25 protein-coding genes are annotated in these 25,348 nt (G+C 63.2%); 15 read left to right on the top strand and 10 right to left on the bottom strand.

Features of this window, described 5'->3' with window-relative positions:
* The first annotated feature begins 288 nt into the window (after positions 1-288).
* Positions 289-651 carry an excalibur calcium-binding domain-containing protein gene (locus tag BLT42_RS14285; RefSeq protein WP_233342525.1) on the top strand — a complete coding sequence of 121 codons (363 nt, stop codon included), beginning with the start codon at positions 289-291 and terminating at the stop codon, positions 649-651.
* Here the strand turns inward: BLT42_RS14285 and BLT42_RS14280 are convergent.
* The 4 genes from BLT42_RS14280 to BLT42_RS14265 form a co-directional block, all read right to left on the bottom strand.
* The gene (locus tag BLT42_RS14280) at positions 648-1,694 is read right to left on the bottom strand and encodes a strictosidine synthase family protein (protein ID WP_091771847.1); all 1,047 of its coding nucleotides are present in this window, start codon (positions 1,692-1,694) and stop codon (positions 648-650) included. The genes BLT42_RS14285 and BLT42_RS14280 overlap by 4 nt on opposite strands.
* 73 nt (positions 1,695-1,767) lie before the next feature.
* Entirely contained in the window at positions 1,768-2,808 is a 1,041-nt protein-coding gene (gene rsgA, locus BLT42_RS14275) for a ribosome small subunit-dependent GTPase A (RefSeq protein ID WP_091771846.1), read from the bottom strand.
* A gap of 115 nt (positions 2,809-2,923) precedes the next feature.
* Complete coding sequence (locus tag BLT42_RS14270) at positions 2,924-3,169, bottom strand: hypothetical protein (protein WP_143024172.1); 246 nt, start codon at positions 3,167-3,169, stop codon at positions 2,924-2,926.
* 141 nt (positions 3,170-3,310) lie between these two features.
* A complete protein-coding gene (locus BLT42_RS14265) occupies positions 3,311-3,685 on the bottom strand; it encodes a hypothetical protein (protein WP_091771844.1) in 375 nt (124 codons plus the stop codon).
* A 68-nt stretch (positions 3,686-3,753) separates the two neighbouring features.
* On the opposite strand from BLT42_RS14265, the gene BLT42_RS14260 reads away from it, so the two are divergent.
* Entirely contained in the window at positions 3,754-4,332 is a 579-nt protein-coding gene (locus tag BLT42_RS14260) for a TetR/AcrR family transcriptional regulator (RefSeq protein WP_091771843.1), read from the top strand.
* Here BLT42_RS14260 and BLT42_RS14255 read toward each other — a convergent pair.
* From BLT42_RS14255 to BLT42_RS15165, 5 genes are all read right to left on the bottom strand, one after another.
* Positions 4,275-4,949, bottom strand: coding sequence for a hypothetical protein (locus BLT42_RS14255; protein WP_176780385.1), 675 nt, complete (start codon positions 4,947-4,949; stop codon positions 4,275-4,277). The genes BLT42_RS14260 and BLT42_RS14255 overlap by 58 nt on opposite strands.
* Positions 4,950-5,003: 54 nt before the next feature.
* The gene (locus BLT42_RS14250; protein WP_091771842.1) at positions 5,004-5,903 is read right to left on the bottom strand and encodes a hypothetical protein; all 900 of its coding nucleotides are present in this window, start codon (positions 5,901-5,903) and stop codon (positions 5,004-5,006) included.
* Between the two features lie 42 nt (positions 5,904-5,945).
* A complete protein-coding gene (locus BLT42_RS14245; protein ID WP_176780384.1) occupies positions 5,946-6,836 on the bottom strand; it encodes a HEAT repeat domain-containing protein in 891 nt (296 codons plus the stop codon).
* A 98-nt stretch (positions 6,837-6,934) separates the two neighbouring features.
* Positions 6,935-7,237: a hypothetical protein gene (locus tag BLT42_RS14240; protein ID WP_091771840.1), complete on the bottom strand. Its 303-nt coding sequence runs from the start codon at positions 7,235-7,237 to the stop codon at positions 6,935-6,937.
* Between the two features lie 26 nt (positions 7,238-7,263).
* Positions 7,264-7,419, bottom strand: a complete 156-nt coding sequence (locus BLT42_RS15165) for a hypothetical protein (protein ID WP_176780383.1) — start codon at positions 7,417-7,419, stop codon at positions 7,264-7,266.
* 225 nt (positions 7,420-7,644) lie between these two features.
* On the opposite strand from BLT42_RS15165, the gene BLT42_RS14230 reads away from it, so the two are divergent.
* The 11 genes from BLT42_RS14230 to ccoS all read left to right on the top strand — a co-directional run bounded on the left by BLT42_RS14230 (position 7,645) and on the right by ccoS (position 18,839).
* A complete protein-coding gene (locus BLT42_RS14230) occupies positions 7,645-9,141 on the top strand; it encodes a flavin-containing monooxygenase (RefSeq protein ID WP_091771838.1) in 1,497 nt (498 codons plus the stop codon).
* 141 nt (positions 9,142-9,282) lie between these two features.
* Complete coding sequence (locus BLT42_RS15160; RefSeq protein ID WP_176780382.1) at positions 9,283-9,426, top strand: hypothetical protein; 144 nt, start codon at positions 9,283-9,285, stop codon at positions 9,424-9,426.
* Between the two features lie 105 nt (positions 9,427-9,531).
* Positions 9,532-10,752 carry a threonine ammonia-lyase gene (locus BLT42_RS14225; protein WP_091771837.1) on the top strand — a complete coding sequence of 407 codons (1,221 nt, stop codon included), beginning with the start codon at positions 9,532-9,534 and terminating at the stop codon, positions 10,750-10,752.
* Between the two features lie 179 nt (positions 10,753-10,931).
* Positions 10,932-12,581, top strand: coding sequence for a cytochrome-c oxidase, cbb3-type subunit I (gene ccoN, locus BLT42_RS14220; RefSeq protein ID WP_091771836.1), 1,650 nt, complete (start codon positions 10,932-10,934; stop codon positions 12,579-12,581).
* 12 nt (positions 12,582-12,593) lie between these two features.
* The gene (ccoO, locus tag BLT42_RS14215) at positions 12,594-13,352 is read left to right on the top strand and encodes a cytochrome-c oxidase, cbb3-type subunit II (protein WP_091771835.1); all 759 of its coding nucleotides are present in this window, start codon (positions 12,594-12,596) and stop codon (positions 13,350-13,352) included.
* A 9-nt stretch (positions 13,353-13,361) separates the two neighbouring features.
* Positions 13,362-13,553, top strand: a complete 192-nt coding sequence (locus BLT42_RS14210) for a cbb3-type cytochrome c oxidase subunit 3 (protein WP_091771834.1) — start codon at positions 13,362-13,364, stop codon at positions 13,551-13,553.
* Positions 13,546-14,472, top strand: coding sequence for a cytochrome-c oxidase, cbb3-type subunit III (gene ccoP, locus BLT42_RS14205; RefSeq protein WP_091771833.1), 927 nt, complete (start codon positions 13,546-13,548; stop codon positions 14,470-14,472). The genes BLT42_RS14210 and ccoP overlap by 8 nt, the downstream gene beginning before the upstream one ends.
* 41 nt (positions 14,473-14,513) lie before the next feature.
* Positions 14,514-15,998, top strand: coding sequence for a cytochrome c oxidase accessory protein CcoG (ccoG, locus tag BLT42_RS14200; protein ID WP_091771832.1), 1,485 nt, complete (start codon positions 14,514-14,516; stop codon positions 15,996-15,998).
* The gene (locus BLT42_RS14195; RefSeq protein ID WP_091771831.1) at positions 15,995-16,462 is read left to right on the top strand and encodes a FixH family protein; all 468 of its coding nucleotides are present in this window, start codon (positions 15,995-15,997) and stop codon (positions 16,460-16,462) included. Before ccoG ends, BLT42_RS14195 begins: the two co-directional genes overlap by 4 nt.
* Positions 16,450-18,636, top strand: a complete 2,187-nt coding sequence (locus tag BLT42_RS14190) for a heavy metal translocating P-type ATPase (RefSeq protein WP_233342524.1) — start codon at positions 16,450-16,452, stop codon at positions 18,634-18,636. The genes BLT42_RS14195 and BLT42_RS14190 overlap by 13 nt, the downstream gene beginning before the upstream one ends.
* Positions 18,633-18,839 (top strand): cbb3-type cytochrome oxidase assembly protein CcoS, encoded by a 207-nt coding sequence (ccoS, locus tag BLT42_RS14185; protein WP_091771830.1) that lies wholly within the window; start codon positions 18,633-18,635, stop codon positions 18,837-18,839. Before BLT42_RS14190 ends, ccoS begins: the two co-directional genes overlap by 4 nt.
* Here ccoS and BLT42_RS14180 read toward each other — a convergent pair.
* Positions 18,791-19,558: a DUF2189 domain-containing protein gene (locus BLT42_RS14180; protein ID WP_091771829.1), complete on the bottom strand. Its 768-nt coding sequence runs from the start codon at positions 19,556-19,558 to the stop codon at positions 18,791-18,793. The two genes, ccoS and BLT42_RS14180, sit on opposite strands and share 49 nt — an antisense overlap.
* A gap of 116 nt (positions 19,559-19,674) precedes the next feature.
* Between BLT42_RS14180 and BLT42_RS14175 the strand changes: the two genes are divergently transcribed.
* A complete protein-coding gene (locus tag BLT42_RS14175) occupies positions 19,675-20,382 on the top strand; it encodes a sulfite exporter TauE/SafE family protein (RefSeq protein ID WP_233342523.1) in 708 nt (235 codons plus the stop codon).
* 106 nt (positions 20,383-20,488) lie between these two features.
* On the top strand, positions 20,489-25,348 hold the full coding sequence (locus BLT42_RS14170) for an alpha-2-macroglobulin family protein (protein WP_091771828.1): 4,860 nt from the start codon (positions 20,489-20,491) through the stop codon (positions 25,346-25,348).

The raw sequence follows: 25,348 nt of genomic DNA, 5'->3' as shown, positions 1-25,348 counted from the left end.
TACCTTTCTGGATTGGAAACGGCGGTGGAGACGCCACGGGAAAACTGCACGTGCGGGACGTCTCGAATGTCACGCTACTTACATTACCGGTTACCGGCATTCGCCGGCGTCCCGCACCCTCCCATCCCAGGGAGGTCCCTTATCCCTCCAGCGGCGAGCCGCGTGGAGATTTTCGTGCAGCCGGTGAGGGCACAGGATTTTGTTAACGGGACCGCGCCACCATTGCGGTCCCGGCAGGCTGCGGCGGCTGTGCATCCCGCCTGGCCGAGGGTGAAACAGGAGGCTGACTTGCGCCCGGATCGGGATCGCCACGCCACACGTCTCAGGAACCGGCTTCGCGCCGTCTCGACCCGCGCGATGCGCCGGCAGCGCGTGGATCACATCATCCGTGTCTGGGGCCTGCGGCTCGTGGTCATCGGCGCCGTGCTGGGGCTGGCCTGGTTTACGGTCGCGAGCCTGAGCCCGTGGCCAGTGCCGACGACATTGCGTCATCTCGCGGCCAGCAAGGATTGCGACACCGCCCGCGCCATGGAATTGGCGCCGGCGCGGCGCGGTGAGCCGGGCTATTGGTCATGGCTTGATGCCGATCATGACGGCATGGCCTGCGAACGATGGCCGGCGCTGGCAGGCGGGCGGACCGGCCAAGGTTAATCGGTACCGCACACCAGGACATGGCCGTCAAACACCGCGCCGACCAGCAGCACGCCGTCGCGCATCGCGGCGACGCTGGAGGCGTTGAGGCTGCCATCCATCGCCAGCAGGGCCGTCTCGGTTTCGCCGGTGAGCGGGTTAAGCCGAATGGCATGGGCGGGCGCCATGGCGCTGGCATCGGCAGCATGGGCGACGAAGTCGAAGATGCGTGGATGGCCGCCAATCCACAGATCGCCACGCTCATCGACCTCGATATTGTCCGGCGCGGTGGGTACCGCAAAAGCGCGATTGGCGGTCAGCTGGCCGCTCTCCACATCGCGGTCATAGACCCGAACCCGGCGGGCCAGCAATTCGGAGACATAGACCTCACTGCCGTCGGCGGAGATATTGATGCCATTGGCATAGGCAATGCCGTGGGCGACCATGTCGCCATCCGTGCCGTCAAAATAGGAGACGCTCGAGAGCGGCAGGCCGAAATAGGCCTCCAGACTGGCCATGATGCCGGAATGATAGGCGCGGTCATTGGTGGCGTAGAAGCTGCGTGGGCCGACGGCGAGCACGTCATTGGGCGACAGCAGCGCCTCATGGCTGATGCTCTCGACATGGCTCAGCATGCCATTCTCGCCGACATCGAAAATCTCGACCGCGTGGGCACCGTCAGCCGTATCGAATCCGGCGCGGTGATTGATGACGAAGAGGCGCTGGCTGCCATCGGCGCCGGTCCACAGGCTGATGCCATGGGGGTGGAAATCGGCCGGCGCATCACCGGAGACCTCCCAGACGCTGTCGCCCTGATTGAGGTCGAAGGCGTAGATCCCGCCGCGCTCGCCGGTGCGCCGGTCGTCGCTGGATACGAAGACAAGACCGGAGGCCGGATTGACGGTGATGTCCTCCGTGCCCGGCCCGATGTCCAGCGCCGTGCACTGGCCCGGTGTCACCGGTGTCAGCTCGGCCATCATGCCCGAGGCGGGAATGATGACAATCGCCATCCGCGCCAGTGCGGCCAGAATGATCAGGCCCAGAATGATAAGAATATTGCGCATGACATGCCCCCCGGAAATCAAGCTCCAGTGGTCACTCTAGCGCATTTCTGCGGCCGGGACATAGCCGGTCATTTTAGCCGGGCCGTCCGCGCTTGCCCTGGACGCTCGCCTTGACCTTCTTGGTGAAGCCGCGTTTGCGGGCTCGTGCCTCCGATGGCGTTTCCGAATTGTAACGGTCTTCGGCGAGGAGTTTTTCCCAGCGCTGGAAACGGTCGGCGTCGATCTCACCGGCCTTGATCGCCGCCTGGATGGCACAGCCGGGCTCGGATTGATGGGCGCAATCGGAGAATTTGCAGGTCGTGGCCAGCTCGGTCAGATCGGAGAAAACCCGGTCGATCCCGTCACCGCTCTCGCTCATGCCGAGTGAGCGCATGCCCGGCGTATCGATCAGCCAGGCACCGGAACGGGTCGGGCGCAGGCTGCGCGCCGTCGTCGTATGGCGGCCCTTATTGTCACCCTTGCGATTGCCTTGCGTCTCGCTGGTCTCATCGGTCAGCCCGTTGAGAATGGTCGATTTGCCAACCCCGGACGAGCCGACCAGGGCCGCGGTGGCGCCGGGCTTGAGCCAGGGGGACAGCCGATCGAGGGCTGCCGGGTCGCGGGCATCGAGTGTGATCGCGCTGACATGCGGTGACAGGGCTTCGGCCTGGCGGACATAATCATCCGCATTGTCGACCAGATCGCCCTTGGTCAGGATGATCAATGGCTCGGTATCGCTACTGGCGGCCAGGGTGAGATAGCGCTCGAGCCGGGCCGGATTGAAATCGGCATTGCAGGAGGTGACGATGATCAGCGTGTCGACATTGGCTGCGATCAGCTGGTGCATCAGCACCGTGCCGGCGGCGCGGCGGCGCAGGACCGAGCGCGGTTCCAGCGCCCGCACGATCCGGTTCTCGGACGGGTCGACCAATACCCAGTCACCGACGGCCAGATTGCCGACCTGCATGTCGCCGGGCAGGGTCAGGGTGATTTCACCGTCCGGCGTCATCGCCTGAACCCGGTCGCGATGGACATCGCACAGCCGTGCCGGCGGCGTCGCCTCGATCTCGCCCGGTTCAAGCTGGGTCGCGAAATAGTCTGACCAGCCGAGTGCGGCGAGCGATGCGTCTGACATGAAAGACCCTTGTGTGTGGACGGATGGACCGCCGCTTGAAATCTGCATTCCTGTACTTTCCTAGCACATCGGTTGCGCGGTTCCAGTTTTCAGGCTGGACCCGCGGCCCTGCCGCTCACAGGCCCGAGGCGAAGCGTGCGCAGAGCGCGGCGACGGGCAGGAAAAACACCCACGACAAGTGCCGGCCGTGCGAGGCGACAAGCGCAACGAGGCCGGAGGCGGTGAAAATGGCCGTCATGACCCAGAGAAAACAGGCGGCGAAATCCATCGGGGTCTGTTGCAGGCGGACCAGGAGTGCAGCCATGCCGAGCCAGATGAGGGAGGTGAGGTGCCAGGCGACGCGAATTGTTGTCCGGGTCATCTCGGGACTGCCGAGAATGACCGGCAGTCGGTCAAGTCGCAGGAGCGGTCGGAGCAAGCGAATTTCTCCGACAATTGAGTGCATTGCACTGACGGCAAGCAGGAGAGTGGCGGCGATGAGCAGCATCGGGAATGTCCTTGTTCAGTGCAGCAGGAACGCGCCCCAACCCAGCGCTGCGATCAGCGCGAAGAGGGAGGTAGAGGGGAAGCGGAGCGGGTTGATCGCGGCTTTCAGGCCGACGGCAATGCTGAGGCCGGAGAGCGTCGCGCTCAGGGCAGACAGCCCGAACAGGAGCGTGCGCTCTCCGGGGTGGAGGGAGAGCCAGAGAAAGCCCGCAGCGATGAAGATGATCAATACGCTGGTGATGTGCCAGCAATAGTAATTCAGCCATTTCGAGACAGGCGGCAGGCCGGTGTCTGCGAGTAGTGGCCGGGCCACGAAAACCCCTCCAACAAATGTATGGACGGCAAAGGTCACCAGGGCGGCAGCGGTGGCGGCGATCAGAATAAATGTCATGGTGGCGTCGGCTCCGGCGCGGCGATTAGCGCTTTACTAGAATTTGCATTCTATTATATGTTTCCCGAATGGGACGCCTGTCAACCATTCGCGACGAGACCGTGTTCGCTGCCGCCGGTGCTCAATTGGCGAGCGAAGGCGCTGTCACGCTGCAGGGCCTGGTCGCCGCAACCGGAATCTCGATCGGCTCGCTTTATCACCGGTATGGCTCAAGGGAGGGTTTGTTGGCGCAGGCCTGGATCGATGCTGTTTCGACCTTTCAGGACCGGTTTCTCGCGGCCCTGGCGGCAGGAGATGAGGAGGCTGGCCTGCAAGCCGCCCTGGCGACGCCCCGCTTCTGTCGCGAGCAGCGCGACCGCGCCATTATTCTGTGTTGCTGCCGGCAGGTCGACTTCATCGCTCCGGCGACGCCGCCGGCGAACTTGCAAACTGTGCGGACCATCAATGACAAGGTCGCGGCCGCCTTGCAGGCGCATGCCGGCAAATCGGGCCATTCACTTGCGGCCTGCCGCATGGGCATGGTTGCATTTCCCCTTGGCGCAGTGCGGCTCTATTTACCCGGTCAGGCGGTGCCCGAGGATGTGGACGACTATGTCGAGGCCGGCTTTCGGGCGGCCATGAATGCAGACACTGGTGCCCGGAGCTGAGGGGCGATCTCTGCCGCCCTATAACCGGCCCTGAGGACATCGACGATGATCCGGGGTGTCAGCACACAGACTTCACCGGAAAGCTCGATCAGCCGGGATTGATAGCCTTCAAAACTCCAGGCGAAAACACGGTCTCGCTGTCGAACGAGGGCTTCGTCGCTGTCGGGTAACGTGAAGAACACGCCATCGGGCAGGGATTCGAAGAGGGATCGGTGCGTGAGCTGCTTCCGGCTGCGTGGTTCGACACGGTCGGCGTGCAGGAGGCGATTCATGGCCACCGGCGAGGGCCGTTCACCGAGTTCCGGTCGGGCGCGGCCAAAGGCCTGCTGGAAGGCGATGTAATCATCATGGCGGCACATGCCGCAGGGGCGGTGACCCGCGGCCAGGGCGACGGCCTCATCGGTGAAGAAGAGCTCGGTATAGACACCCGGCTTCATGATGGTGCGATGCCAGTGCTTGAAGTTGAGGCGGCAAATCACCCAGGCCTGGTGCGCCCAGCGCCGGGTACCGAGTTGGCGATGTGCATCATGCAGGCAGCCGCGATTGCCCATCAGCGTGCCGCGCGCCGGATGAGCCAGAATCTCGCCAAACGGCGTGACGCGGTTTTGCAGGGGCATGGGACTCCGATCGAGGGTCGGTCTGAAACGCGCGGGCCGATTGCCGCCCGGCTTCTAGCCGGCGACCTCAAGCTGGGCAAGCTCGCGGCGGGCGTGGATGGCCACGAGGTCACTCGAATCGGTCAACGCCCGGGTCCAAATCCGCGCCCTGTGTCCGGATTCGAGGGCGGCAAGGGCGTCATAGGCCGAAACACGTACTTGCGGAAAGGCATGACCGGACGCGATCGATTCCAGCAGGTTTACGGTCCGCCCGTCGCCAATATGCTTGGCCAGGTGACAGAACATGACGCGCGTTGAGCCGGGATTCTGGACCCGCCCCGTGATGATGCTCTGCTCGAGGTCGAACCAGTATTGCTCGCGGGTCGAAACCTCGCGGGACACGCACATGAAGTTGAGCGAAATCGAAAACTCCTCTGGCGGCGTCTGGCTGTGGATGTCTCGGGACGCACGGTAGAACATCATTTTCCCCTGCGGCAGGCTGGTATCCTCCAGGAAGCGCAGATCGACATGTTCACCGACCTCGCCGCGTATGCTCTCGGGATCATATTCGTGGATTGACGTCCCGTAACCGGATCCGAGATAGCCGACGGTGATGAAGGAGAAATTGTGGTCATGGGCCTTGGCGTAGGCAAACAGCTTGCTCTCCCAGTCCCAGACCTCGCCGGGATTGGTTGGCGGCGCCCACATATTGGCGCGAATGAAGAACTTGTTGCCCGAACCCAGTGTCAGGGTCTGGGACGAGTAACCATTGCTGCTCTGGAAGGTGTCCCAGTCCTGTAGCTCGCGATTGAACTTGTCGACGAGGAAAGACCGGTTATTCGCCAATGCCTTGAGCATGGGCGCCGATGCCAGGACCTGATCGGTGTCGGTCGGGTCGACATGGCGGGTGACATAATCGACATATTCGTCGAGCTCGATCGTATCGGTGCGGTCGGATTGGAGGGTGATGGCCATGGCAGTTCGGCTTTCCGGGTTGGGGCGGTTGTGCGTTCGCGATCAGGCCAGCTCGCCATATTGCGCCGCCAGACTGGCGAGGGCCTTGCGCGCGGCATTGCGAACATGGGGATGGGGGTCGGACCGGACAGCATCGAGTGCGGCAAGGCCGTCACGATAGCTCAGCCTCATAATGGCGCGCACGGCCTCCCAGCGCACATAGTGATCGCCGTGCGCGATCAGGCTTTTGAGAGCGGTGACCGAGTCGTCATTGCCCATCTCGGACAACATGCGGGCAGTGAATTGAAGGCGCGATGCCACGGGCGATGCGGCGATCGCCCGGTCAGGGCAAAGCGTGTCGGTATCGTATTGCCATTGCAGGCCCTGGGATTTCTCGGAAACCAGGAAAACCAGTATTGACGGAGCCTCGAAGGGCAGGAGCCGGCAGATGTCATATCCCGCGCGGAATGCGAGCGTCTCGCCCGGCCGCAGATAGGCGTCTCCGAGGTCCTGCAATCGCTTGGCCGGGTCCAGCGTGTGGCTGGGGAAGGGCTCCGGCTGAAGATAGGCCTGATAATGCACGGGGCCGGCGCTGGCTATTGGTGCCACACTCATGAGGCAGTGTTCGGCGCGACTGAAGAGCCGTTGCGAGAGCGCCGCCTCGGGCTCGACGACGCGAACCGCCAGAGTGGCTCGCGGGTCTTCCAGAACAGCCAGGTCGAACTCGGTCAATCCGCCGATCGGGATGTAGGCCGGGTCCTCATTGAGCGCGGTGAGCTCGTGTTGCAGCAATTCGGTCAGGAATGTCGATTGAAGCAGGGCGTCATAGGCGGGACGCAGTTTCCAGAATGTGTCCGGCTTCCCGGTCTCCACAAGTGCTGCGATCGCCTCATTGAAGCGCGCCAGTGCCGGGATCGCTTGAAGTCGCTTCTCGTCTTTCTTGCGCATGGGCATGATGCAAACCTCCCCACTTGCGCCCACGCCTTCTCCCGGGGCGGGATGGCGTGGGCGATTGATGATGGCTTGGCCAGCGCGGGGCTGGCCGCCGCCGCTCAACTCAATGTGTGGTGGGTCATGCCATATTCTTTTTGCAGCCATTGATTGGCTTTGCTGGCATCGACCGGGTCGCCGGCAGATGTCGTGGCCGCAACGACCGTCTGGATCAGCGCGGTGGTGTCGCCTTCAGGAAAGGTCAGGGTCTTGCCGGCGGCTGTCGCAGCCTGGGTGAGGGCAGAGATCAATTGCTGTCGCTGGCGCAGGAAACCACCCATCGCCTGTTTGACACTATCGACCTGGATAAGCTCGCGCAGGGTCGCCTGATCATTGCCCGAGAGAAGTTGGCTTTTGCTGGTCATGGGAATTCCTCGTCTGATGGAATGAACTAGAGGCAAAGCACCAGCACTACGGTGGCGATCACCAGTGTAATGTTGGGCTCAAGCACATCGAGATCCGCCACCGGCGGGGTCACGGACACTTCGAGGTCATCGAGCTTGATTCCGGTCGGTTCGGCGCGTCGATTTGAAACTGACTCTACCATGATCGTCTCCCTTGTTTTAGCTAAGGTTGCATCGCCTAGATATATGACCAAAGCGGGCGTTGCAACAGAAAACCAATCGTTCCGGTCAGGATTCTGAGCCCCGGTGCCTGGTGGAATTTCGCATCAAAACGTCATGGTCCTGTCCCGCGTGCCTCTTGCGTTGCCACAGCGAACAGTGTTCACTTTTTTCGACAAGGCGGCGATCAGCGTCGCGGGAGCGCATTCATGTCCGACGAACACTTTGATGTCCTGATCGTGGGGGCCGGGATCTCCGGCATTGCTGCGGCCTATCACCTGCAGACGAAATCCCCGGACAGCAGCTACGCGATCCTGGAAGCGCGTGATGCGATCGGTGGGACCTGGGATCTGTTCCGCTATCCGGGTATTCGCTCCGACAGCGACATGTACACGTTTGGATTTGCCTTCAGGCCATGGACGGATGGCAAGGTGTTTGCCGATGGCCCCGCGATCCGCGAATACGTATCGGATACGGCGCAGCGCAACGGGATTGAGGAAAAAATCCGTTTCGGGACTCGCGTGGCGCACGCCAACTGGGATAGCGAGACGGCACGCTGGACGGTCCGCACCGAGCGCGGCGAAAACGGGGAACGCACGAGCTTTACCTGTAATTTCCTGATGATGTGCTCGGGCTATTACCGCTACGAGCATGGCTATATGCCCGATTTCCCGGGCATGGAGGACTTCCCGGGCGCCATCATCCATCCCCAGCTCTGGCCCGAGGATGTCGATTATGCCGGCAAGAAGGTGGTGATCATCGGCTCCGGCGCGACGGCGGTGACGCTGGTGCCGGCGATGGCTGAGACGGCGGCGCATGTGACCATGCTGCAGCGCTCGCCGACCTATATCGCGGCGCGGCCCTCACGCGACGGCTTCGCCGATTTTATGCGCAAGATCCTGCCGGAGAAGATCGCCTATTCGGTGACGCGGGCGAAGAATGTGCTGCTGAACATCTATATCTATCAATTCTCCCAATCCTATCCCGATCTGGTCAAGCGCGAGGTCCTCAAGGCAATCCGCATCCGTCTTGGTCGTGATTTCGATGTCAGAAAGCATTTCTCGCCGAGCTATAATCCCTGGGATCAGCGCTTCTGCCTGGCACCGGACGGTGATTTCTTTGACGTGCTGGCCGATGGCTCTGCCTCGATCGTCACCGATCGGATCGAGCGCTTCACCCAAACGGGGATCAAGCTGGAATCCGGTGAGGAAATCGAGGCCGATCTGATCATCCCTGCGACCGGGCTGGAAATGCAATTGCTGGGCGGTATGACGCTGAGCGTCGATGGTGCGATGGTTCGCGCCGCCGACAAGGTCACCTATCGCGGCATGATGCTCAGCGGTGTGCCCAATTTCGCGATTGCCTTCGGCTATACCAATGCCTCCTGGACGCTGAAGATCGACCTGACCTGCGAGCGGGTTTGCCGCCTGCTCAACCACATGGCGGCGAAGGGCCATGATTATTGCGTTCCGACATTGCCGGCCGACCTGGACACCGTACCCATGCTCGATTTCTCCTCGAGCTATGTGCAAAGGGCGATGTCGCAATTGCCTCAACAGGGGACCAAATCACCCTGGCGCACCTATCAGAACTATGTCCTCGACATGCTGACCATCCGTTTCGGCAAGCTGGAAGATGGGGCGATGAAATTCGGACGGGTCGGCGATGCCGCTCAGCACGTCGCCGCACTCGAGGCGGCCGAATAGGGCGGGCAATCGGCGCATGAATTTTGCGCAAAACCGGGAAATCGGTCGATTTATCGCAGTCAGGCCTGCAAATGCAGGGCGGCGCTGGACTTTTTCGCCGCGCGCGGCCAGTCTGGACCCGCACTCTTCTTGAGGCAGATCATGGCCCGCGTACACGCGCTTCAGATTGCAGATGATAACCGGGCTCGCGCCCGCCGGCTGACCTTTGCCGGTTTGGGCCTCGCTGCGCTGATTTCGATTATTATCGGACAGAGCCTGACCGGAGCGCCACTCGCCCCTGCCTGACATCTCCGAGATGCCGCCGCAGACCGAACCTCGCTCCAACCGGGCGAGGTTTTTTTATGGCCTCACCCTGATGTCTTCCCCAGACCATTTTCAAGTGAGCCCGCCATGACCAATGAATTTACAGCCGAATTTGATTTTGCCGCCGATTGCCATGCCCGGGGCATGGGGGGCGTTCTGCACACGCCCTGCCAGAGTGCCGAAGCCCTGAGCGAGCTGACCGGCTGCGATATCCGGGTCAAGCTGGAGAATCTGCAGGCGACCGGATCCTTCAAGGAGCGCGGGGCCTATGCCAAGCTGATGAGCCTGGGCGCAGACGAGCGCGCTCGCGGTGTGGTCGCGGCCTCGGCCGGCAATCATGCCCAGGGGGTGGCCCGGCACGGGCGATTGCTCGGCATTGAGACGGTGATTTTCATGCCGGTCGGGACGCCGGCGATCAAGGTCAATGCAACGCGCAGCCTTGGCGCCTCGGTGCAGCTCGCAGGCGCCGATTTCGATGCTTCCAGCCAGCTGGCGCGGGATTATTGCGCGGCTGAGGGCGCGGTCCTTGTTCACCCGTTCGATGATGCGCTGGTCATGGCGGGGCAGGGGACGGTGGCAATGGAGATGCTCGCCGACCAACCCGATCTCGATGTGATCATTGTACCGATCGGCGGCGGCGGGCTGGCCTCGGGGGTCGCGCTGAGCGCCAAGCGAATCAAGCCGGACATTGAAATTGTCGGGGTGCAGGCGGACTTGTTTCCTGCCTTCCATAATCTGTTTCACGGCGGCGATCGGCCGGTCGGGGGCATGACTCTGGCCGAAGGCATCGCTGTGCGTGAGCCCGGCGCGCTGACCCGGCGGATCATGACCGCCATGCTCGATGATGTGCTGCTGGTCGATGAGCGGGCGATCGAACGGGCACTCAACCTGTTTCTGACGCGGCTGCGGGTTCTGCCCGAAGGGGCCGGGGCGGCAGGGCTCGCGGCAGTCCTGGCACATCCGCAACGCTTTGCCGGCAAGCGCGTCGGCCTGGTGCTGACGGGCGGCAATATCGATACCCGGCTGCTCTCCTCGCTCCTGCTGCGTGATCTGGCACGGTCGCGGCGGCTGGCGCGTTTCCGGATCGAATTGATCGATGTGCCCGGCCAGCTCTCTTCGGTATCGCACATCATCTCGGAGGCCGGCGGCAATGTCACCGATGTCGCCTATCACAAGACCTTCTCCGATCTGCCGGCCAAGGTGACCTATATCGACATCTCGCTGGAGGCTCAGGACGCGGCCCATATGGACCGGGTGCATGCGGCACTGCGGCAAAATGGGTTCCGGGCCGAGTTCGCCGACTATTGAGGTTGCGTGAGGCAATTGCTTGTTTAGGCACGGTTATTCAGGGGCGTTGCAGGGCCCTCTAGCCCTGTGAAGGCGTGTGTTTTCAACGCCTCAGACCCGGACGCGACAAATTGCCATACCGATTTTGTGGAATCGCGCGATAAACAGGCCATGAGCTGGCCAAATCATCGGGGGCATTGATGCAATCGCCGCAGACACTGACTCGCAGCGGGCTGGATTTCAGCACCGTCATCGTATTGTTGATCACCGTATTGGGGGCCCTCTGGGCTCTGTTTGCGGCGGCGTTCGCGCCGGACGCGGCCATGAAGGGACAGTCCTGGCTGATCCTTGGCGGCTTCCTCACCGGACTTCTCCTGCTGGTTGGCAGTGTGACGAGCGGCGGGGTTGAGACCGACGAGCGCGAATACAACGAGAATCTGGTCAAGGCCGGGGTGATTGCCTCGCTCTTCTGGGCCGCTGCAGGCCTTCTGGTCGGCGTCATCATCGCCTTCCAGCTCGCCTTTCCGATCCTCAATATCGAGGATTGGGGCTTTACCAGCTTTGGCCGGCTGCGCCCGCTGCATACCTCGGCGGTGATTTTCGCCTTCGGCGGCAATGTCCTGATCGCGACCTCCTTCTACGTGGTCCAACGCACTTGCCGCACGCGCATCGCCGGCGGGATCTGGCCCTGGTTCGTGTTCTGGGGTTATCAATTCTTCATCGTGATGGCCGCGTCCGGCTATCTCGTTGGCATCACCCAGTCGCGCGAATACGCCGAGCCGGAATGGTATGCGGATATCTGGCTGACCCTGGTCTGGGTCGCTTATCTGCTGGTCTTCCTGGGCACGCTGTGGAAGCGCAAGGAACCGCACATCTATGTCGCCAACTGGTTCTACCTGGCCTTCATCGTCACCATCGCGATGCTGCACATCATCAATAACCTGGCCGTGCCGGTCAGCTTTTTCGGCTCGCACAGCTATTCGCTCTTCTCCGGGGTCCAGGACGCGCTGACCCAGTGGTGGTATGGCCATAATGCCGTTGGCTTCTTCCTGACAGCCGGCTTCCTCGGGATCATGTATTACTTCATCCCGAAACGGGTGAACCGGCCGGTCTATTCCTACCGGCTGTCGATCATCCACTTCTGGTCACTGATCTTCATCTACATCTGGGCTGGCCCGCACCACCTGCACTATACGGCGCTGCCGGAATGGGCGCAGACGCTGGGCATGGCCTTCTCGATCATGCTGTGGATGCCGTCCTGGGGCGGGATGATCAATGGTTTGATGACGCTCTCGGGCGCCTGGGACAAGCTGCGCACCGACCCGGTCGTTCGCATGCTGGTGATCTCGGTCGCGTTTTACGGCATGTCGACCTTTGAAGGTCCGGTGATGTCGATCCGCGCCGTCAATGCGCTGTCCCACTATACCGACTGGACCGTTGGCCACGTGCATTCCGGTGCGCTCGGCTGGGTCGGTTTTGTCTCTTTCGGGGCGCTGTATTGCCTCGTGCCATGGCTGTGGAAGAAGGCCGGCATGTATTCCAAGGCTTTGGTCGACTGGCACTTCTGGATCGCGACCTTCGGCATCCTGCTCTACATCACCTCGATGTGGGTTGCCGGCATCATGCAGGGCCTGATGTGGCGCGCCTATAACTCGCTCGGCTTCCTGGAATACTCCTTCGTGGAAACTGTTGAGGCGATGCATATTTCCTACATCATCCGCGCGGTTGGCGGCCTGCTTTATCTCGCCGGTGCGTTGATCATGATCTACAATGTCTATCGCACCATCCGGAGCGATGTGACCGAAGCGGATGAGTCGGTATCGCCTCAACCCGCGCAAATTCCGGCTTAGGGGGAGATGGCTATGTCAAAGGGCAAAAGCCTGTGGAGCGAACTCCACAAAAAGCTGTTCGAAAAGAACTCGCTCATCCTCACCGTCGGCATCCTCGTCACGGTCTCGATCGGCGGCATTGTCGAGATTGCGCCGCTCTTCTATCTCGACTCGACGATCGAGGAAGTCGACGGCATGCGGCCCTATACGCCGCTGGAACAGCTGGGACGCGACATCTATGTCCGCGAGGGGTGCTATAACTGCCACTCGCAGATGATCCGCCCGCTGCGCGATGAGGTCGAACGCTATGGCCACTACTCGCTGGCGGCCGAGAGCATGTATGACCACCCCTTCCAGTGGGGCTCGAAACGGACCGGGCCGGATCTGGCCCGCGTCGGTGCCAAATATTCCGATGAATGGCATCGCGACCATATGCGCGATCCACGCTCGGTGGTGCCGGAGTCGATCATGCCGGCCTATGCCTTCCTGGAACATTCGACGCTGGATTATGACAATGTCGCCGCCAATCTGCGTGCCCTGCGCGCCGTCGGCGTGCCCTATAGCGATGAGATGATCGAAATGGCGGTGGCGGATATCACCACCCAACTCGATCCCTATGCATCGGATTATGACGGCTTCCTGGCGCGTTATCCCGGGGCGACCCTGCGCGATTTCGACGGCAATCCGGGTCGGGTTTCCGAGCTCGATGCGATGGTGGCCTATCTGCAAGTGCTCGGCACTATGGTGGACTTCTCCACCTATGAGGCCGAAGCCGATCAAAATCTGAGATAGGGGCGCACCATGTATTCTCTACTCGCGAGTTTCGCACAGACCTGGGGCATGTTGCTGTTCGTTGCGCTCTTCACCGGCGCTTTGACCTATGCGCTGTGGCCCAGAAACCAGCAACGCTTCGACGAGGCGGCCCGTCTGCCCCTCAATGACAGCGATGAACCCATTATCGAAAGTGCCAGCGAGGACCAGGCCCATGTCTGATCACGAGGAAAACCGCGAAACCGACGCGCATTCGGGAACCGAAACCACCGGCCATGAGTGGGACGGGATCAAGGAACTCGACACGCCGCTGCCGCGCTGGTGGCTGTACACCTTCTATGCCTGCGTCGTGATCGGCGTAGTCTATATGGTCTTCCTGCCGGCCATTCCGGCCTTGCCGGGCCTGTCCGGCAGTGGCAGCGACCATACGCGCGGCCTGAGCAACAACTCCGAGCGCGCCAATGTCGCCGCCGCCATGCTCGATCTGGAAGCCTCGCGGGCTGAAGGTTTCGAACGTCTGCGTGGCACGTCGATCGACGCGATCGAGGACGACCCTGACCTGCTCGGTTTCGTCCGCGCCGCCGGCGATGCGGCTTTCGGCAATTATTGCTCGACCTGTCACGGCTCCGGCGCGCAGGGTTTCGTCGGCTATCCCAATCTCAATGATGATGTCTGGCTGTGGGGCGGAAGCTATGACGAGATCCGCAACACGATCCGCTACGGCGTCCGCAGTGAGCATCTCGATACGCATTTTTCGCAAATGCCGGCCTATGGCCGCGATGGCTTGCTGACCCGCTCGGAGATCGGCGATGTGGCCGATTACGTCCTCTCCCTGTCGGGGCAGGACCGCCCGGCTGACGCGATTGCCCGCGGCGGCGCAACCTATGCCAGCCAGTGCGTCAGCTGCCACATGGCCGATGCGACAGGTGATCGCAGCCAGGGTGCGCCCAATCTGATCGATCAGGACTGGCTCTATGGCGGCACGCGCGAACAGGTCATCGCCACGATCTACCGTGGCCCCTATGGCGTCATGCCAGCCTGGGAAGGCCGCCTCAATGACACCACCATCGATGCTCTCGCAGCCTATGTCTACCTGCTGGGCGGCGGTGAGGCTGCGGCAAGCAGTCCCACGGGTCAGTAAGTCGCATCGCCTAAACCCCACCAACCGGATTTAACGCCGCCATGTCTGATAACCAAAAACGGAGCATGGCGGCGCCCGGGATCACCCGATCGAAAGCCAAGGCGGTCAATGCGGCCGAGGAGCGCGAGCTCTACAAGAAGCGCGAGCCGATTTATCCCAAGCTGGCGCACGGCAAATTCCGCTTCGTCAAATGGGTGGTCATGGCCGCCACACTGGCGGTGTATTATCTCGTGCCCTTCCTGCGCTGGGACCGCGGCGCTGACGCGCCGGACCAGGCGGTCCTGATCGATTTCGCCGGCCGGCGTTTCTATTTCTTCTTCATCGAGATCTGGCCGCAGGAAGTCTATTATATCACCGGCCTTCTGATCCTGGCCGCGCTGGCCCTCTTCCTCGTGACAGCGTTGTTCGGGCGCGTCTGGTGTGGCTATGCCTGTCCGCAGACGGTGTGGACCGATCTGTTCATTATGGTCGAGCGCGCCTTTGAGGGGGATCGCAATGCGCGAATCAAGCTCGACCGTGCGCCCTGGAGCTTCAACAAGGCCTGGCGCAAGGTCAGCAAACACGCCGTCTGGCTGGTGATCGCGGCGGCCACGGGCGGCGCCTGGATCCTGTATTTCCACGATGCCTACGACACGCTGGCGAATTTCTTCACCGGTCAGGCCGAAATCTCGGCCTATCTCTTCTTCGCCGGACTGACCTTCACCACCTATGTTCTCGCCGGCACCATGCGCGAACAGGTCTGCACCTATATGTGTCCCTGGCCGCGTATCCAGGCGGCGATGACGGATCGCGAAGCGCTCAACGTCACCTATCGCATTGATCGCGGCGAGCCGCGCGGCGCCCACAAGAAAAACGACCCCTGGGATGATCGCGGCGATTGCATCGACTGCATGCAATGCGTCGCCGTCTGCCCGATGGGGATTGATATTCGCGACGGGGCGCAACTGGAATGTATTCAGTGTGCCCTTTGCATTGATGCCTGCGATGATGTCATGCTCAAGGTTGATCGCCCCACCGGGCTGATCGCCTACGAGACCGATGACAATATCGACCGTTTCCAGGCCGGGGAGAAACCGCGTTATCGCTTCGTGCGCATTCGAACCCTGGTCTATGCCGTCGCGCTGGTTCTGGTCGCCGCGGTGATGCTGGCCGGTCTGCTCAACCGGACCGAGCTGGACCTCAATGCCGCGCGTGATCGCAATCCCAATTATGTCCGCCTGTCCGACGGATCGATCCGCAATGGCTACACCGTCAAAGTGGTCAACAAGGCCAATGCGCCGCGCGCCCTCGAACTGGTCGTTGACGGGGATCCGGCCCTGATCGTCCGGGTTCTGGGCGCTGCCGACGAAACACCGATGCGCCTGAATGTCGAGGCCGACCGGACCCGTGATTTCGTCATCTACCTGACCTTGCCGCCGGGCGCGGTTGATGTGCCGCGCGAGGATATCATGTTTCGTGTCCTCGACCCGGCTACGGGCGAAAGCGCACAGACCCGATCGGTTCTGGTAACGGGGCTGGCCGAATGAAATCTTTCCTCAACCCGCTGCGCGGCTGGCATGTGCTGGTGATGATCCTGATGTTTTTCGGCGTCACGATTGGCGTCAATGCGACTTTCATCACGCTCGCACTGCAGACCTTCCCCGGCGAGGATGTGCCGCGCTCCTACGTCCAGGGCATCCATTACAATGACACGCTTGAAGCGCGCCGCCGCCAGGTCGAACTGGGCTGGACGGCGAGTTTCAATGCCGTTGATGGTCGACTGGTTCTGGCGGTGGCCGATGCGGCGGATCGTCCGGTTCCCGGTTTGTCGCTGGGCGGCGAAATGGTCCACCCGGACACCACAACCGCGTGCCCGCTGGACTTCGTCGAAGGGCAGGATGGCCTGTATCGGGCAGAGCTTGCGTGCGAGATGGCCGGCCGCTGGCGGGTGCGGGTGAATAATAGCGGCGATGCGCCGTTCGAGGTGGAATACGAGTTGTGGCTGCCCTGATCGCTGCGATGCCCGGCTCCACTGCGGGCCAGGCCGACCCCCAGGCCTTTGTACGCCGGAGTGACGGCCGCTCGCATCTGGACCTCCTGGTGCGTGGTGCGACCTGTGCCGGCTGCATCGCCCGCATCGAAGCGGGCCTGCTCGCCGATGAGCGGGTCGAGCAGGCGCGGTTGAACCTGTCCACCGGCCGTCTGGCCCTGGTCTGGCGCGGTGAGGCGTCGGCGGCGCGCGGCTTTATCACCAAACTCGGCGAAATCGGCTATCCGGCCACGCCCTATGAGCCGGAAAACGAGAGCGATCCGCAGAAGGAAGACGAGCGGCGCCTGTTGCGCGCGCTGGCCGTCGCCGGCTTTGCGATGGCGAATGTCATGCTGCTCTCGATCTCGGTCTGGTCCGGCGGGCTGGAAATGAGCGAGGCGATGCAGTCCCTGATGCACCGCATCTCGGCCCTGATCGTGCTGCCCACGGTCGCCTATTCCGGCCAGCCGTTTTTCCGTTCGGCCTGGTCGGTGCTCAAGCATCGCCACGTCAATATGGATGTGCCGATCTCGCTCGCCGTACTGCTGGCCTGCGGGCTCTCGATCTATGAAACCTTCATCGGCCATGGCGAGACCTATTACGACGCTGCCGCCATGCTGCTCTTCTTCCTGCTGATCGGGCGGTTTCTCGACATGCGGCTGCGCGCCAAGGCCAGCCAGGCCGCGCGCGGGCTGGCGGCGATGCAGGCCGCGACCGCCAATCGTCTGCGCAGTGACGGAGCGATGGAAGCCATTCCGGCGCGTGATGTCTGTGCCGGCGACCACCTGATCCTGGCCGCGGGTGACCGGGTCCCGGTTGATGCGGTGATTATCGAGGGCGAGGGGGCGCTCGATGGTTCACTGGTCAGCGGCGAGACCGCGCCCGTCGAGGCCCGGCCCGGCGTGCAGGTCTTCTCCGGCATGCTCAACCTGGACGGCAAGCTGGTGGTGCGAGCCAGTGCCGACCGCGATAATTCCCTGCTCGCCGAGATCACCCGGATGGTCGAGGCCGGCGAACAGAGCCGATCACATTTTGTGCGCCTGGCGGACCAGGCGGCGCGGCTCTATGTGCCACTGGTGCATTCGCTGGCGCTGGCAACTGTGATTGGCTGGGCGGTGCTGGGCGGTGATTTGCGGATCGGGATCATCAACGCCATTGCCGTCTTGATCATCACCTGCCCCTGCGCCTTGGGTCTGGCCGTGCCGGCGGTTCATGTCGTCGCCTCCGGACGCTTGTTCAAGGCTGGCGTGCTGGTCAAGTCCGGCGATGCTCTGGAGCGGATGGCGAAGGTCGATACGGTCGTGGTCGACAAGACCGGGACCCTGACCGAGGGCCGTCCGCGCCTCGTCGAGCCGGAGGCATTGCCGGCCGGCATGCTGGAGCTTGCCGCGCGATTGGCCCGGACCAGCCATCACCCCCTGTCGCGCGCTGTCGCCGATGCCGCGGGCATGGGCCCTGCAGCCCGGGATGTGCGCGAGATCGCCGGCGGCGGTCTGGACGGTATCGAGAACGGCCAGCGCCTGCGCTTTGGCTCGGCACGCTGGCTCGGGATTGATGCGGCGAACGATCCGCACTCGGAAGCCTGGTTGATCGTCGATGAGGGCGAGCCGGTCCGTTTCCGTTTTCAGGACAGTTTGCGCGGCGATGCCCGCGAGACGATTGACGGTTTGCGCCGGCGCGGCTGCCGGATCGAACTCCTCTCCGGCGACCGCCCCGGGCCGGTCGCAGCGATCGCCAGCGAGCTTGGAATTGACACCTGGACCGCCGAGCTGAAACCGCAGGACAAGATCGCCCGTATTGAAGCGCTCAAGGCGCAAGGCGGCAAGGTGCTGATGATTGGTGACGGCATCAATGACGCGCCCGCCCTGGCCGCCGCCGACGCCTCGATTTCGCTCGCCGCAGCGGCGGAGATATCCCAGGCGGCCGCGGATTTCGTCCTGCAGGGAAACAAGTTGACCGGTTGTCTGGCGGCGCTTGATATCTCGCGCTCCGCCCGGCGGCGTGTGCTGGAGAACTTCTCCCTCGCGGCGGGCTATAACATGATCGCCGTGCCGCTGGCGGTCATGGGGATGGTCACGCCCCTGATCGCCGCGATCGCGATGTCCGGGTCGTCAATTCTGGTCACACTCAACGCCTTGAGGCTCGCACGCCGATGAATGCACTGATCTGGTTGATACCCATTGCGCTTGGTCTGGGATTTCTCGGACTGGTCGGTTTCCTGTGGAGCCTGAAATCGGGCCAGTTCGAGGATCTCGACGGCGCCGGCGAGCGCATCCTGATCGATGACGACAAACCGCTGCAGCCGCGGCCTCAGCCTGCAGAGGCCGAGGATGAGGGTGACGGGGCAAAGTCCTTGTAGGCATGCCAGCTGGCATGAGCCAGCCACGGGAAGACCAGCGCCAGTCCGACCAGGAAGAAGGCGGTGCCGGCGACGGTCATGAAACCGATCAGCCAGGCCCAGGTGAACATCACGAAGGGCTGGCGGCGCACCGCAGTGACGCTGGCAACCAGCGCGGTTACGGCATCGACGTCCTGGTCAACCAGCATCGGGAAAGCGATCGCCGAAATGGCGAAGGCGATACCGGCCAGCAAGGAGCCGACAATAGTGCCGAGTACAAGCAGGGTCATGCCGGCCGGCTCGGACAGGGAGAATTCCAGGAAAGGTCCTGGCGAAAGCGGGGTGCCGGGCGCGATGATGACGAACATGAATTGCGCGATCTCAAGCCAGGCCATGAGCAACAGGAGCAGAAGCAGGGACAGGAAGGCGATCTGTGTGATGCGGTCGGGAAAACGCGAAATGATCACGCGGAAGCGCGGGGCCTCACCGCGCTCGATCGCGCGGCTGACCTGGTAGATCCCGATCGCCAGGGCTGGAGCAATCAGCGCGAAACCGCTCAGCGCGACCGGCGCCACGGCGCCGAGATTGAGGGCCCAGAGCCCGCCCGTGATCAGCGCGCCGATCCCGACGAAAATCAGACCATAGGCCAGGCTGACGCGCCGGGCTCGCATCATGTCGGCCCAGCCGGCCTTGAGCCAGTTCCAGGGCGCGTCGCGCCGGACTTTTTGCAGTGTGATCATAACGTCATGCGCTCCAGAATGCCTGGTCTCATGTTTCCCCGGTTCGCGGGATTATGCCACACTTTAATTGGGCCTATTGTGGTTTTGACCACAACACCGCCTGCCAGGACGCCTAGATGGACCCGATTACGCAATTAAGTCTCGCCGGGGGCCTGCTCGCCGGTTTTGCCTCCAGCCTGCACTGCGCCGGCATGTGCGGCGGCATTGCGTCGGGGCTGATGCTGACCCTGTCGCCGGACGGCGAAACCTCGACGCGGACCCGCACCCTTCTTCTCGCACAGCTCGGCCGGGTGAGTGCCTATATCCTGGCCGGGGCCATTGTCGGTCTGATCGGGTCGAGCGTGTACTTTTCCTTCGACCGCGCCGAGGCACATTTTCTCCTGCGCTGGGCCGGCGCGGTGACGTTGGTCTATATCGGACTTTCCGTGGCGGGTTGGGCTCCGAGCCTGGCCGGAATGGACCGTCTCGGCACGCGTGTCGTCTCAGCATTGCGGGCGCCCCTGGGCGGCGCGCTTGCGACAGCCAGTCCAGTGCTGGCCGGCTTTGTCTGGGGTTTCCTGCCCTGCGGCATGGTCTATGCGGCGTTGTTCTATGCCATGCTGTCCGGCTCGGCCGGCGGTGGGGCGATGATCATGGCCGGTTTCGGGCTTGGCACCGTGCCGGCGGTGGTCGGCGCGGCCTTTGGCGCCCAGCTTCTGATGCGTCTGTCACAACGGCCGGGCCTGCGCCGCGGTGTCGGGTTGGTGATTGTCGCGCTCGGTGTCGCTTCGGCGACTATTCCCTGGCGCGCGATCGCGGCGTTTTGCGGCATCGAGATCGGCTAGCGTCTTGTGAATTGGCAGGAATTTCGGGGCCGGATCCGGAATATATCGTGCGGAAGTCCCGCTCTGGCGCTATGATGAATCGGATTGGGAATGGGGAGATGTTGCTATGTTGAATTGGCGCAAGGGGGCTGCGGCTCTGGTTCTGGCTGCAGGTCTGATCGGGTGTTCCGGGCCGGACACGAGTGTGCAGGGGCCTTCGCTCGAGACACGCCCGGCCGATGCGGCACGCGCTGTCACTGAGCCCACTTCCGATTTTGCCTTCCTGCGTTATGAGATTGATGTCGAGGGCGATGCGCCCCGCCTCTGCCTCGGCTTTACCCAGCCACTCGATCCGCAGGCCGATTACGAACCCTATGTCGCCCTTGAGCCGGAACGCCCCGTCGCGATGGCTGTCAGCGGCCAGTCGCTCTGCCTGGGCGGGCTCGCCTTCGGCGAGGGGCAATCGGTCACCTTGCGTGCAGGCTTGCCCTCCGCTGATGGCCGCGGCTTGCGCGCCGGCGAACAGATCGAAATCGATTTCGGTGATCGCCCGGCCTATGTCGGTATCGCCGGTGACGGTGTCATTCTGCCACGACTGGAAGCCGACGGCCTGGCTATCGAGACCGTCAATGTCGATACGGTCGAAGTCACGGTCTGGCGCGTCACCGATCGCGCCCTGGCTTTCCGCTCGATCACATCAGGCTTTAGCGCCGGATTCGACGAGTATGACTGGCAGTCCCAGGACGAGAGCCCGTTCCCGGTCGCCGAACGTCTCTGGCAGGGCCAGATGGACACGGCCGGTACGCTGAACGCACCGGTCACCACGGTTTTCCCGCTGGCGCAAACGATCGGGCGCCTGCGTCCCGGCGCCTATTACATCCAGGTCAGCGATGCTGCCGAGGCCGAGGATGACTACCACGTCCCGGCGCGCTCGAGCCGCTGGCTGGTCATCACCGATCTGGCCCTGACCGCCTATCGTGGCCGCGATGGCATTGATTACGTCGTGCGATCCCTGCAGACGGCGCAGCCCGTGCCCGGTGTGCGCGTCGAACTGGTGGCGCGCAGCAATGAAATTCTCGGCACGGCGACGACCGATGCGGACGGGCGTGCCCGCTTCGCTGGCCCGCTGATGCGCGGTGAGGATGGCAATACGCCCCGCCTGCTGACCGCCTATGGCGCGGATAATGATTTCGCCGTGCTCGATCTGCAGCGCAATCCTGTCGATCTGAGCGGGCAGGACATTGCCGGCCGTGACCGCAGCGAAGGCGCGGACGGTTATTTCTATCTCGATCGCGGCATTTACCGGCCCGGCGAGCAGGTCCATATCGCCGCCATGCTGCGCGATGCCCAGGCGGTGTCGATCTCCAATCGTTCCGGCGATCTGGTGCTGTACGGGCCCAATGGTATCGAGGCCGCACGTCAGCGTTTTGAAGGTGCGCCGATCGGCGGCACCGTGTTCTGGGATTATGATCTGGCGCGCGAATCCGCGCGCGGCGAATGGCGTCTTGATGCCATGCTCGACGGTTATGGCCTGATCGCCCAGACGCGCTTTTCGGTCGAGGATTTTGTCCCGCAGCGCATTGCCCTGGATCTGAGCGCCGATACCACAACGCCGCTGCGGGCCGGTGAGGTCCGCGATGTCGAGGCCGATGTCCGTTTTCTCTACGGCGCGCCCGGTGCCGGTCTGCCGGTTGAGGGCACGATCCGGATCGAGGTCGATCCCAATCCTTTCCCGGATCATGCGCGTTTCTCCTTCGGTCGCTATGATGAGAGCTTCCGCGAGACCAGCCATGACTTGCAGGACACGGTCGCCGACGGAGCCGGCCATGCCGTGCTGCGGATCAATCCCGAAGGCGAGGGTGAGGGCAGCACCGCGCCGTTGCGAATTCGCACGGTGATTTCGGCAATCGAGCCGGGCGGCCGTCCGGTCGCCGATGATGTGCGCATTCCCTACCGTCCGCGCGACCTTTATCTTGGCCTTGATGCCCAGTTCGATGGCCGGCTCGGCAATGACCGTGCGGCTACCTTCGAGCTGGTTGGCCTCAATGCGCTCGGTGAAATGCGCGCGGCCCGGGTCGAGTGGCAAGTCATCCGCACCGACTGGAATTATGACTGGTACCGCACAGAGGGTGGCAATTGGCGCTGGCGCCGGACGCAGAACTCCGTCGTCGTCGAAGACGGTGTTGCGTCGCTCTCGGCCGAGGCTGTTTCGCAGGTCGATACGGCCGCGCTGTCCTGGGGCGATTACCAGCTGGTGGTGACCGACATCGAATCCGGTATTTCGGCCAGCACGCATTTCTGGGTTGGCTGGGGGCGCACCTCCTCGACCGGTGATGACGCGCCTGACCGTGTCCGCCTCGCCGGACCTGACCAGCCTGTCGCTGCGGGAGAGATGGCGACGATCAGTATCTTGCCGCCCTATGCGGGCGAAGCCGAGATCGTGATTGCCAGCGATCGCGTGCTGGCGACGCAGTCCATTTCCGTGCCCGAGCAGGGCGTTGAAGTCAGCTTCCGCGTCACCGAGGAATGGGGCGCGGGTGCCTATGCGATGGTCTCCGTCTTCACCCCGCGTGATCCTGTGGCGCAGCCACGGCCGCGCCGGGCTGTCGGCGTGACCTATCTCGCCGTCGATACCGGCGATCGCGAGCTCGCACTCAGCCTCGATGCGCCGGAGGTGGCGCGTCCGCGTCAGCCGCTCGACATCGGAATCAGTGCGACAGGGCCGGTTCGCGCCGGCGCCTGGGTGACCGTTGCGGCGGTCGATGAGGGCATTCTCGCTTTGACCCGTTTCGCCTCACCCGACCCGGTTGGCTGGTATTTCGGGCGCTCCTCGCTGGCCGTCGATCTGCTCGATGATTACGGCCGTCTGCTCGACCCCAACCAGGGGGCTGCAGCGCCTGTGCGCACCGGCGGCGACCAGATCGGCGGTGCCGGACTGACCGTCGTGCCGACCCGCACCGTGGCGCTGTTCTCCGGCCCGATCGCCTTCGATCGCGCCGGCAATGCGACGGTGACGCTGGACATTCCCGACTTCAACGGCGAGCTTCGCCTGATGGCTGTGGCCTGGTCGGGCACCGGACTGGGCCAGGCTTCACAGCCGCTGACCGTGCGCGATGAAGTTCCGGCCGAGCTGATCCTGCCACGCTTCCTGGCGCCCGGCGATTCCAGCATGACGACGCTGACCATCGACAATGTCGAAGGCGCTGCCGGCGTTTATGTCGCCGCGATCAACGCATCCGGGGCCGTCAATGCTGACAGCGAAGATGAGATCGAACTGGCCAGCGGTGCCCGCATCGACCGGCGCTACCCCGTCAATGGTGCCGATGCCGGTATCGGTGAGGTGGGATTGAGTGTCGACGGGCCGGCCGGTTTTGCCGTGTCGCGTAGTTATCCGATCGAAGTGCGTTCGGCCTGGTTGCCGTCATCCGTGGTGGTGCGGGGCCGTGTCGAACCTGGTGAAAGCTGGTCACTCGACAGCTCGACACTGGCGGCCTTCCTGCCGGGCTCGAGCGAGGTGTCGGTCAGTTTTTCGGCGACGCCGCTGGACGAAAATGCCTTGCTGCGCTCTCTGAGCCGCTACCCCTATGGCTGTACTGAACAGATCACCAGCCGGGCCTTGCCCTTGCTCTACGCCCAGGGGCTGGCCGCTCTGTCCGGTGCGGACGGCTTCGATCAGACCCGCGTGCAGATCCAGGAAGCGATTTCGACGCTGCTGAGCCGCGAGGCCGCAGATGGCACGATCGGCTTGTGGCGGGTCGGTGATCGGAGCGCGAGCCCATGGCTTGGCGCTTATGTCGTTGATTTCCTCGCACGCGCCAAGATGGCCGGTTACACGGTTCCGGACGCGGCAATGGAGCGCGCCTATGCCGCGCTCGAACATGTCGCAGCGCAGGAATTGTGGCGCGCCTCGGGCTATGAATCCACGGTTCATCGCTGGGTCGGTCAGACCGATACTGCGCAACGCCTGTCTGACCGGAGCGCCGCTTATGCACTCTATGTGCTGGCACGCGCTGGTCGCGCCGACCGCTCGCGTCTGCGCTATATGCATGACGAACGGCTCGACGCGATTTCAAGCCCGCTGGCCCGCGCCCAGATTGGTGCGGCGCTGTTCATGATCGGCGACCGCGCGCGTTCGCATAATGCCTTCCTGCACGCCGAAGCCGCTCTGGGTTACTCCAATCCGGGCGACTGGTATCAGACGTCGCGGCGCGATCTGGCGGGTGTTCTGGCGCTGGCCGCCGAGACGGATGAGAGCGATCTGGTTGGCCGTCTCGCCGAGCGGGTCGCCATCGAACTGCCCGAGCCCGGCCGTCTGACGACCCAGGAGAAGGCCTTCCTTCTCCTGGCGGCCCAGGCATTGTCAGCCGGTACAGAAGCGCTGGCCATCGAAAGCGCTGTCGGCGATGCCGTGCCGGGGCAGCGGGAATTCCTCCTGACGCCGGGCGAGTTGACCGCCACCACGGGCTTCGTGAATCGCGGCATCAACCCGGTCTGGGTGACCCAGATTGCCCATGGCGAAACCCTCGAAGCCCCGGCGGCGGTCGCCGAGCAACTTGTTGTCGCCAAACGAATTCGGGCCATGGATGGCACGTCGGTGGATCTGACGAAACTGGTCCAGGGCGACCGGTTGATCATCGATATTGAACTGGCGCCGAGCGAACAGCGCACCATTCCGGCCATTCTGGTTGATCTCCTGCCGGCCGGTCTGGAAATCGAAGCCATCCTGCGCCCCGAGGATGCCGGTCCGAACGGCGTTCATGCCTGGCTGGGCACGATTGATGATCCGCGGATCGCGGAAGCCCGCGATGACCGGTTCGTCGCAGCGATTGACCTGCGCTCGGGACGTCCGGCGCGGCTGGCCTATATCGTTCGCGCGGTGACGCCCGGGCAGTACACGCTGCCGGGTGTGGCGGTGGAAGACATGTACCGGCCGGACGTGTTTGCCCGTAGCGTGACGGGGCAGGTTGTCATTCGGCCGCGCGACTAG

This window comes from Maricaulis salignorans (assembly GCF_900103475.1).
Classification (GTDB): domain Bacteria; phylum Pseudomonadota; class Alphaproteobacteria; order Caulobacterales; family Maricaulaceae; genus Maricaulis; species Maricaulis salignorans.
This window is presented reverse-complemented; position numbering and strand designations above follow the sequence as displayed.

Coding starts and splice junctions, on each gene's coding strand:
- BLT42_RS14280 (WP_091771847.1), bottom strand. CDS start 1,694: ATGCGCAATATTCTTATCATTCTGGGCCTGATCATTCTGGCCGCACTG.
- rsgA (WP_091771846.1), bottom strand. CDS start 2,808: ATGTCAGACGCATCGCTCGCCGCACTCGGCTGGTCAGACTATTTCGCG.
- BLT42_RS14270 (WP_143024172.1), bottom strand. CDS start 3,169: ATGACCCGGACAACAATTCGCGTCGCCTGGCACCTCACCTCCCTCATC.
- BLT42_RS14265 (WP_091771844.1), bottom strand. CDS start 3,685: ATGACATTTATTCTGATCGCCGCCACCGCTGCCGCCCTGGTGACCTTT.
- BLT42_RS14260 (WP_091771843.1), top strand. CDS start 3,754: ATGGGACGCCTGTCAACCATTCGCGACGAGACCGTGTTCGCTGCCGCC.
- BLT42_RS14255 (WP_176780385.1), bottom strand. CDS start 4,949: ATGCCCCTGCAAAACCGCGTCACGCCGTTTGGCGAGATTCTGGCTCAT.
- BLT42_RS14250 (WP_091771842.1), bottom strand. CDS start 5,903: ATGGCCATCACCCTCCAATCCGACCGCACCGATACGATCGAGCTCGAC.
- BLT42_RS14245 (WP_176780384.1), bottom strand. CDS start 6,836: ATGCCCATGCGCAAGAAAGACGAGAAGCGACTTCAAGCGATCCCGGCA.
- BLT42_RS14240 (WP_091771840.1), bottom strand. CDS start 7,237: ATGACCAGCAAAAGCCAACTTCTCTCGGGCAATGATCAGGCGACCCTG.
- BLT42_RS15165 (WP_176780383.1), bottom strand. CDS start 7,419: ATGGTAGAGTCAGTTTCAAATCGACGCGCCGAACCGACCGGAATCAAG.
- BLT42_RS14230 (WP_091771838.1), top strand. CDS start 7,645: ATGTCCGACGAACACTTTGATGTCCTGATCGTGGGGGCCGGGATCTCC.
- BLT42_RS15160 (WP_176780382.1), top strand. CDS start 9,283: ATGGCCCGCGTACACGCGCTTCAGATTGCAGATGATAACCGGGCTCGC.
- BLT42_RS14225 (WP_091771837.1), top strand. CDS start 9,532: ATGACCAATGAATTTACAGCCGAATTTGATTTTGCCGCCGATTGCCAT.
- ccoN (WP_091771836.1), top strand. CDS start 10,932: ATGCAATCGCCGCAGACACTGACTCGCAGCGGGCTGGATTTCAGCACC.
- ccoO (WP_091771835.1), top strand. CDS start 12,594: ATGTCAAAGGGCAAAAGCCTGTGGAGCGAACTCCACAAAAAGCTGTTC.
- BLT42_RS14210 (WP_091771834.1), top strand. CDS start 13,362: ATGTATTCTCTACTCGCGAGTTTCGCACAGACCTGGGGCATGTTGCTG.
- ccoP (WP_091771833.1), top strand. CDS start 13,546: ATGTCTGATCACGAGGAAAACCGCGAAACCGACGCGCATTCGGGAACC.
- ccoG (WP_091771832.1), top strand. CDS start 14,514: ATGTCTGATAACCAAAAACGGAGCATGGCGGCGCCCGGGATCACCCGA.
- BLT42_RS14195 (WP_091771831.1), top strand. CDS start 15,995: ATGAAATCTTTCCTCAACCCGCTGCGCGGCTGGCATGTGCTGGTGATG.
- ccoS (WP_091771830.1), top strand. CDS start 18,633: ATGAATGCACTGATCTGGTTGATACCCATTGCGCTTGGTCTGGGATTT.
- BLT42_RS14180 (WP_091771829.1), bottom strand. CDS start 19,558: ATGATCACACTGCAAAAAGTCCGGCGCGACGCGCCCTGGAACTGGCTC.
- BLT42_RS14175 (WP_233342523.1), top strand. CDS start 19,675: ATGGACCCGATTACGCAATTAAGTCTCGCCGGGGGCCTGCTCGCCGGT.
- BLT42_RS14170 (WP_091771828.1), top strand. CDS start 20,489: ATGTTGAATTGGCGCAAGGGGGCTGCGGCTCTGGTTCTGGCTGCAGGT.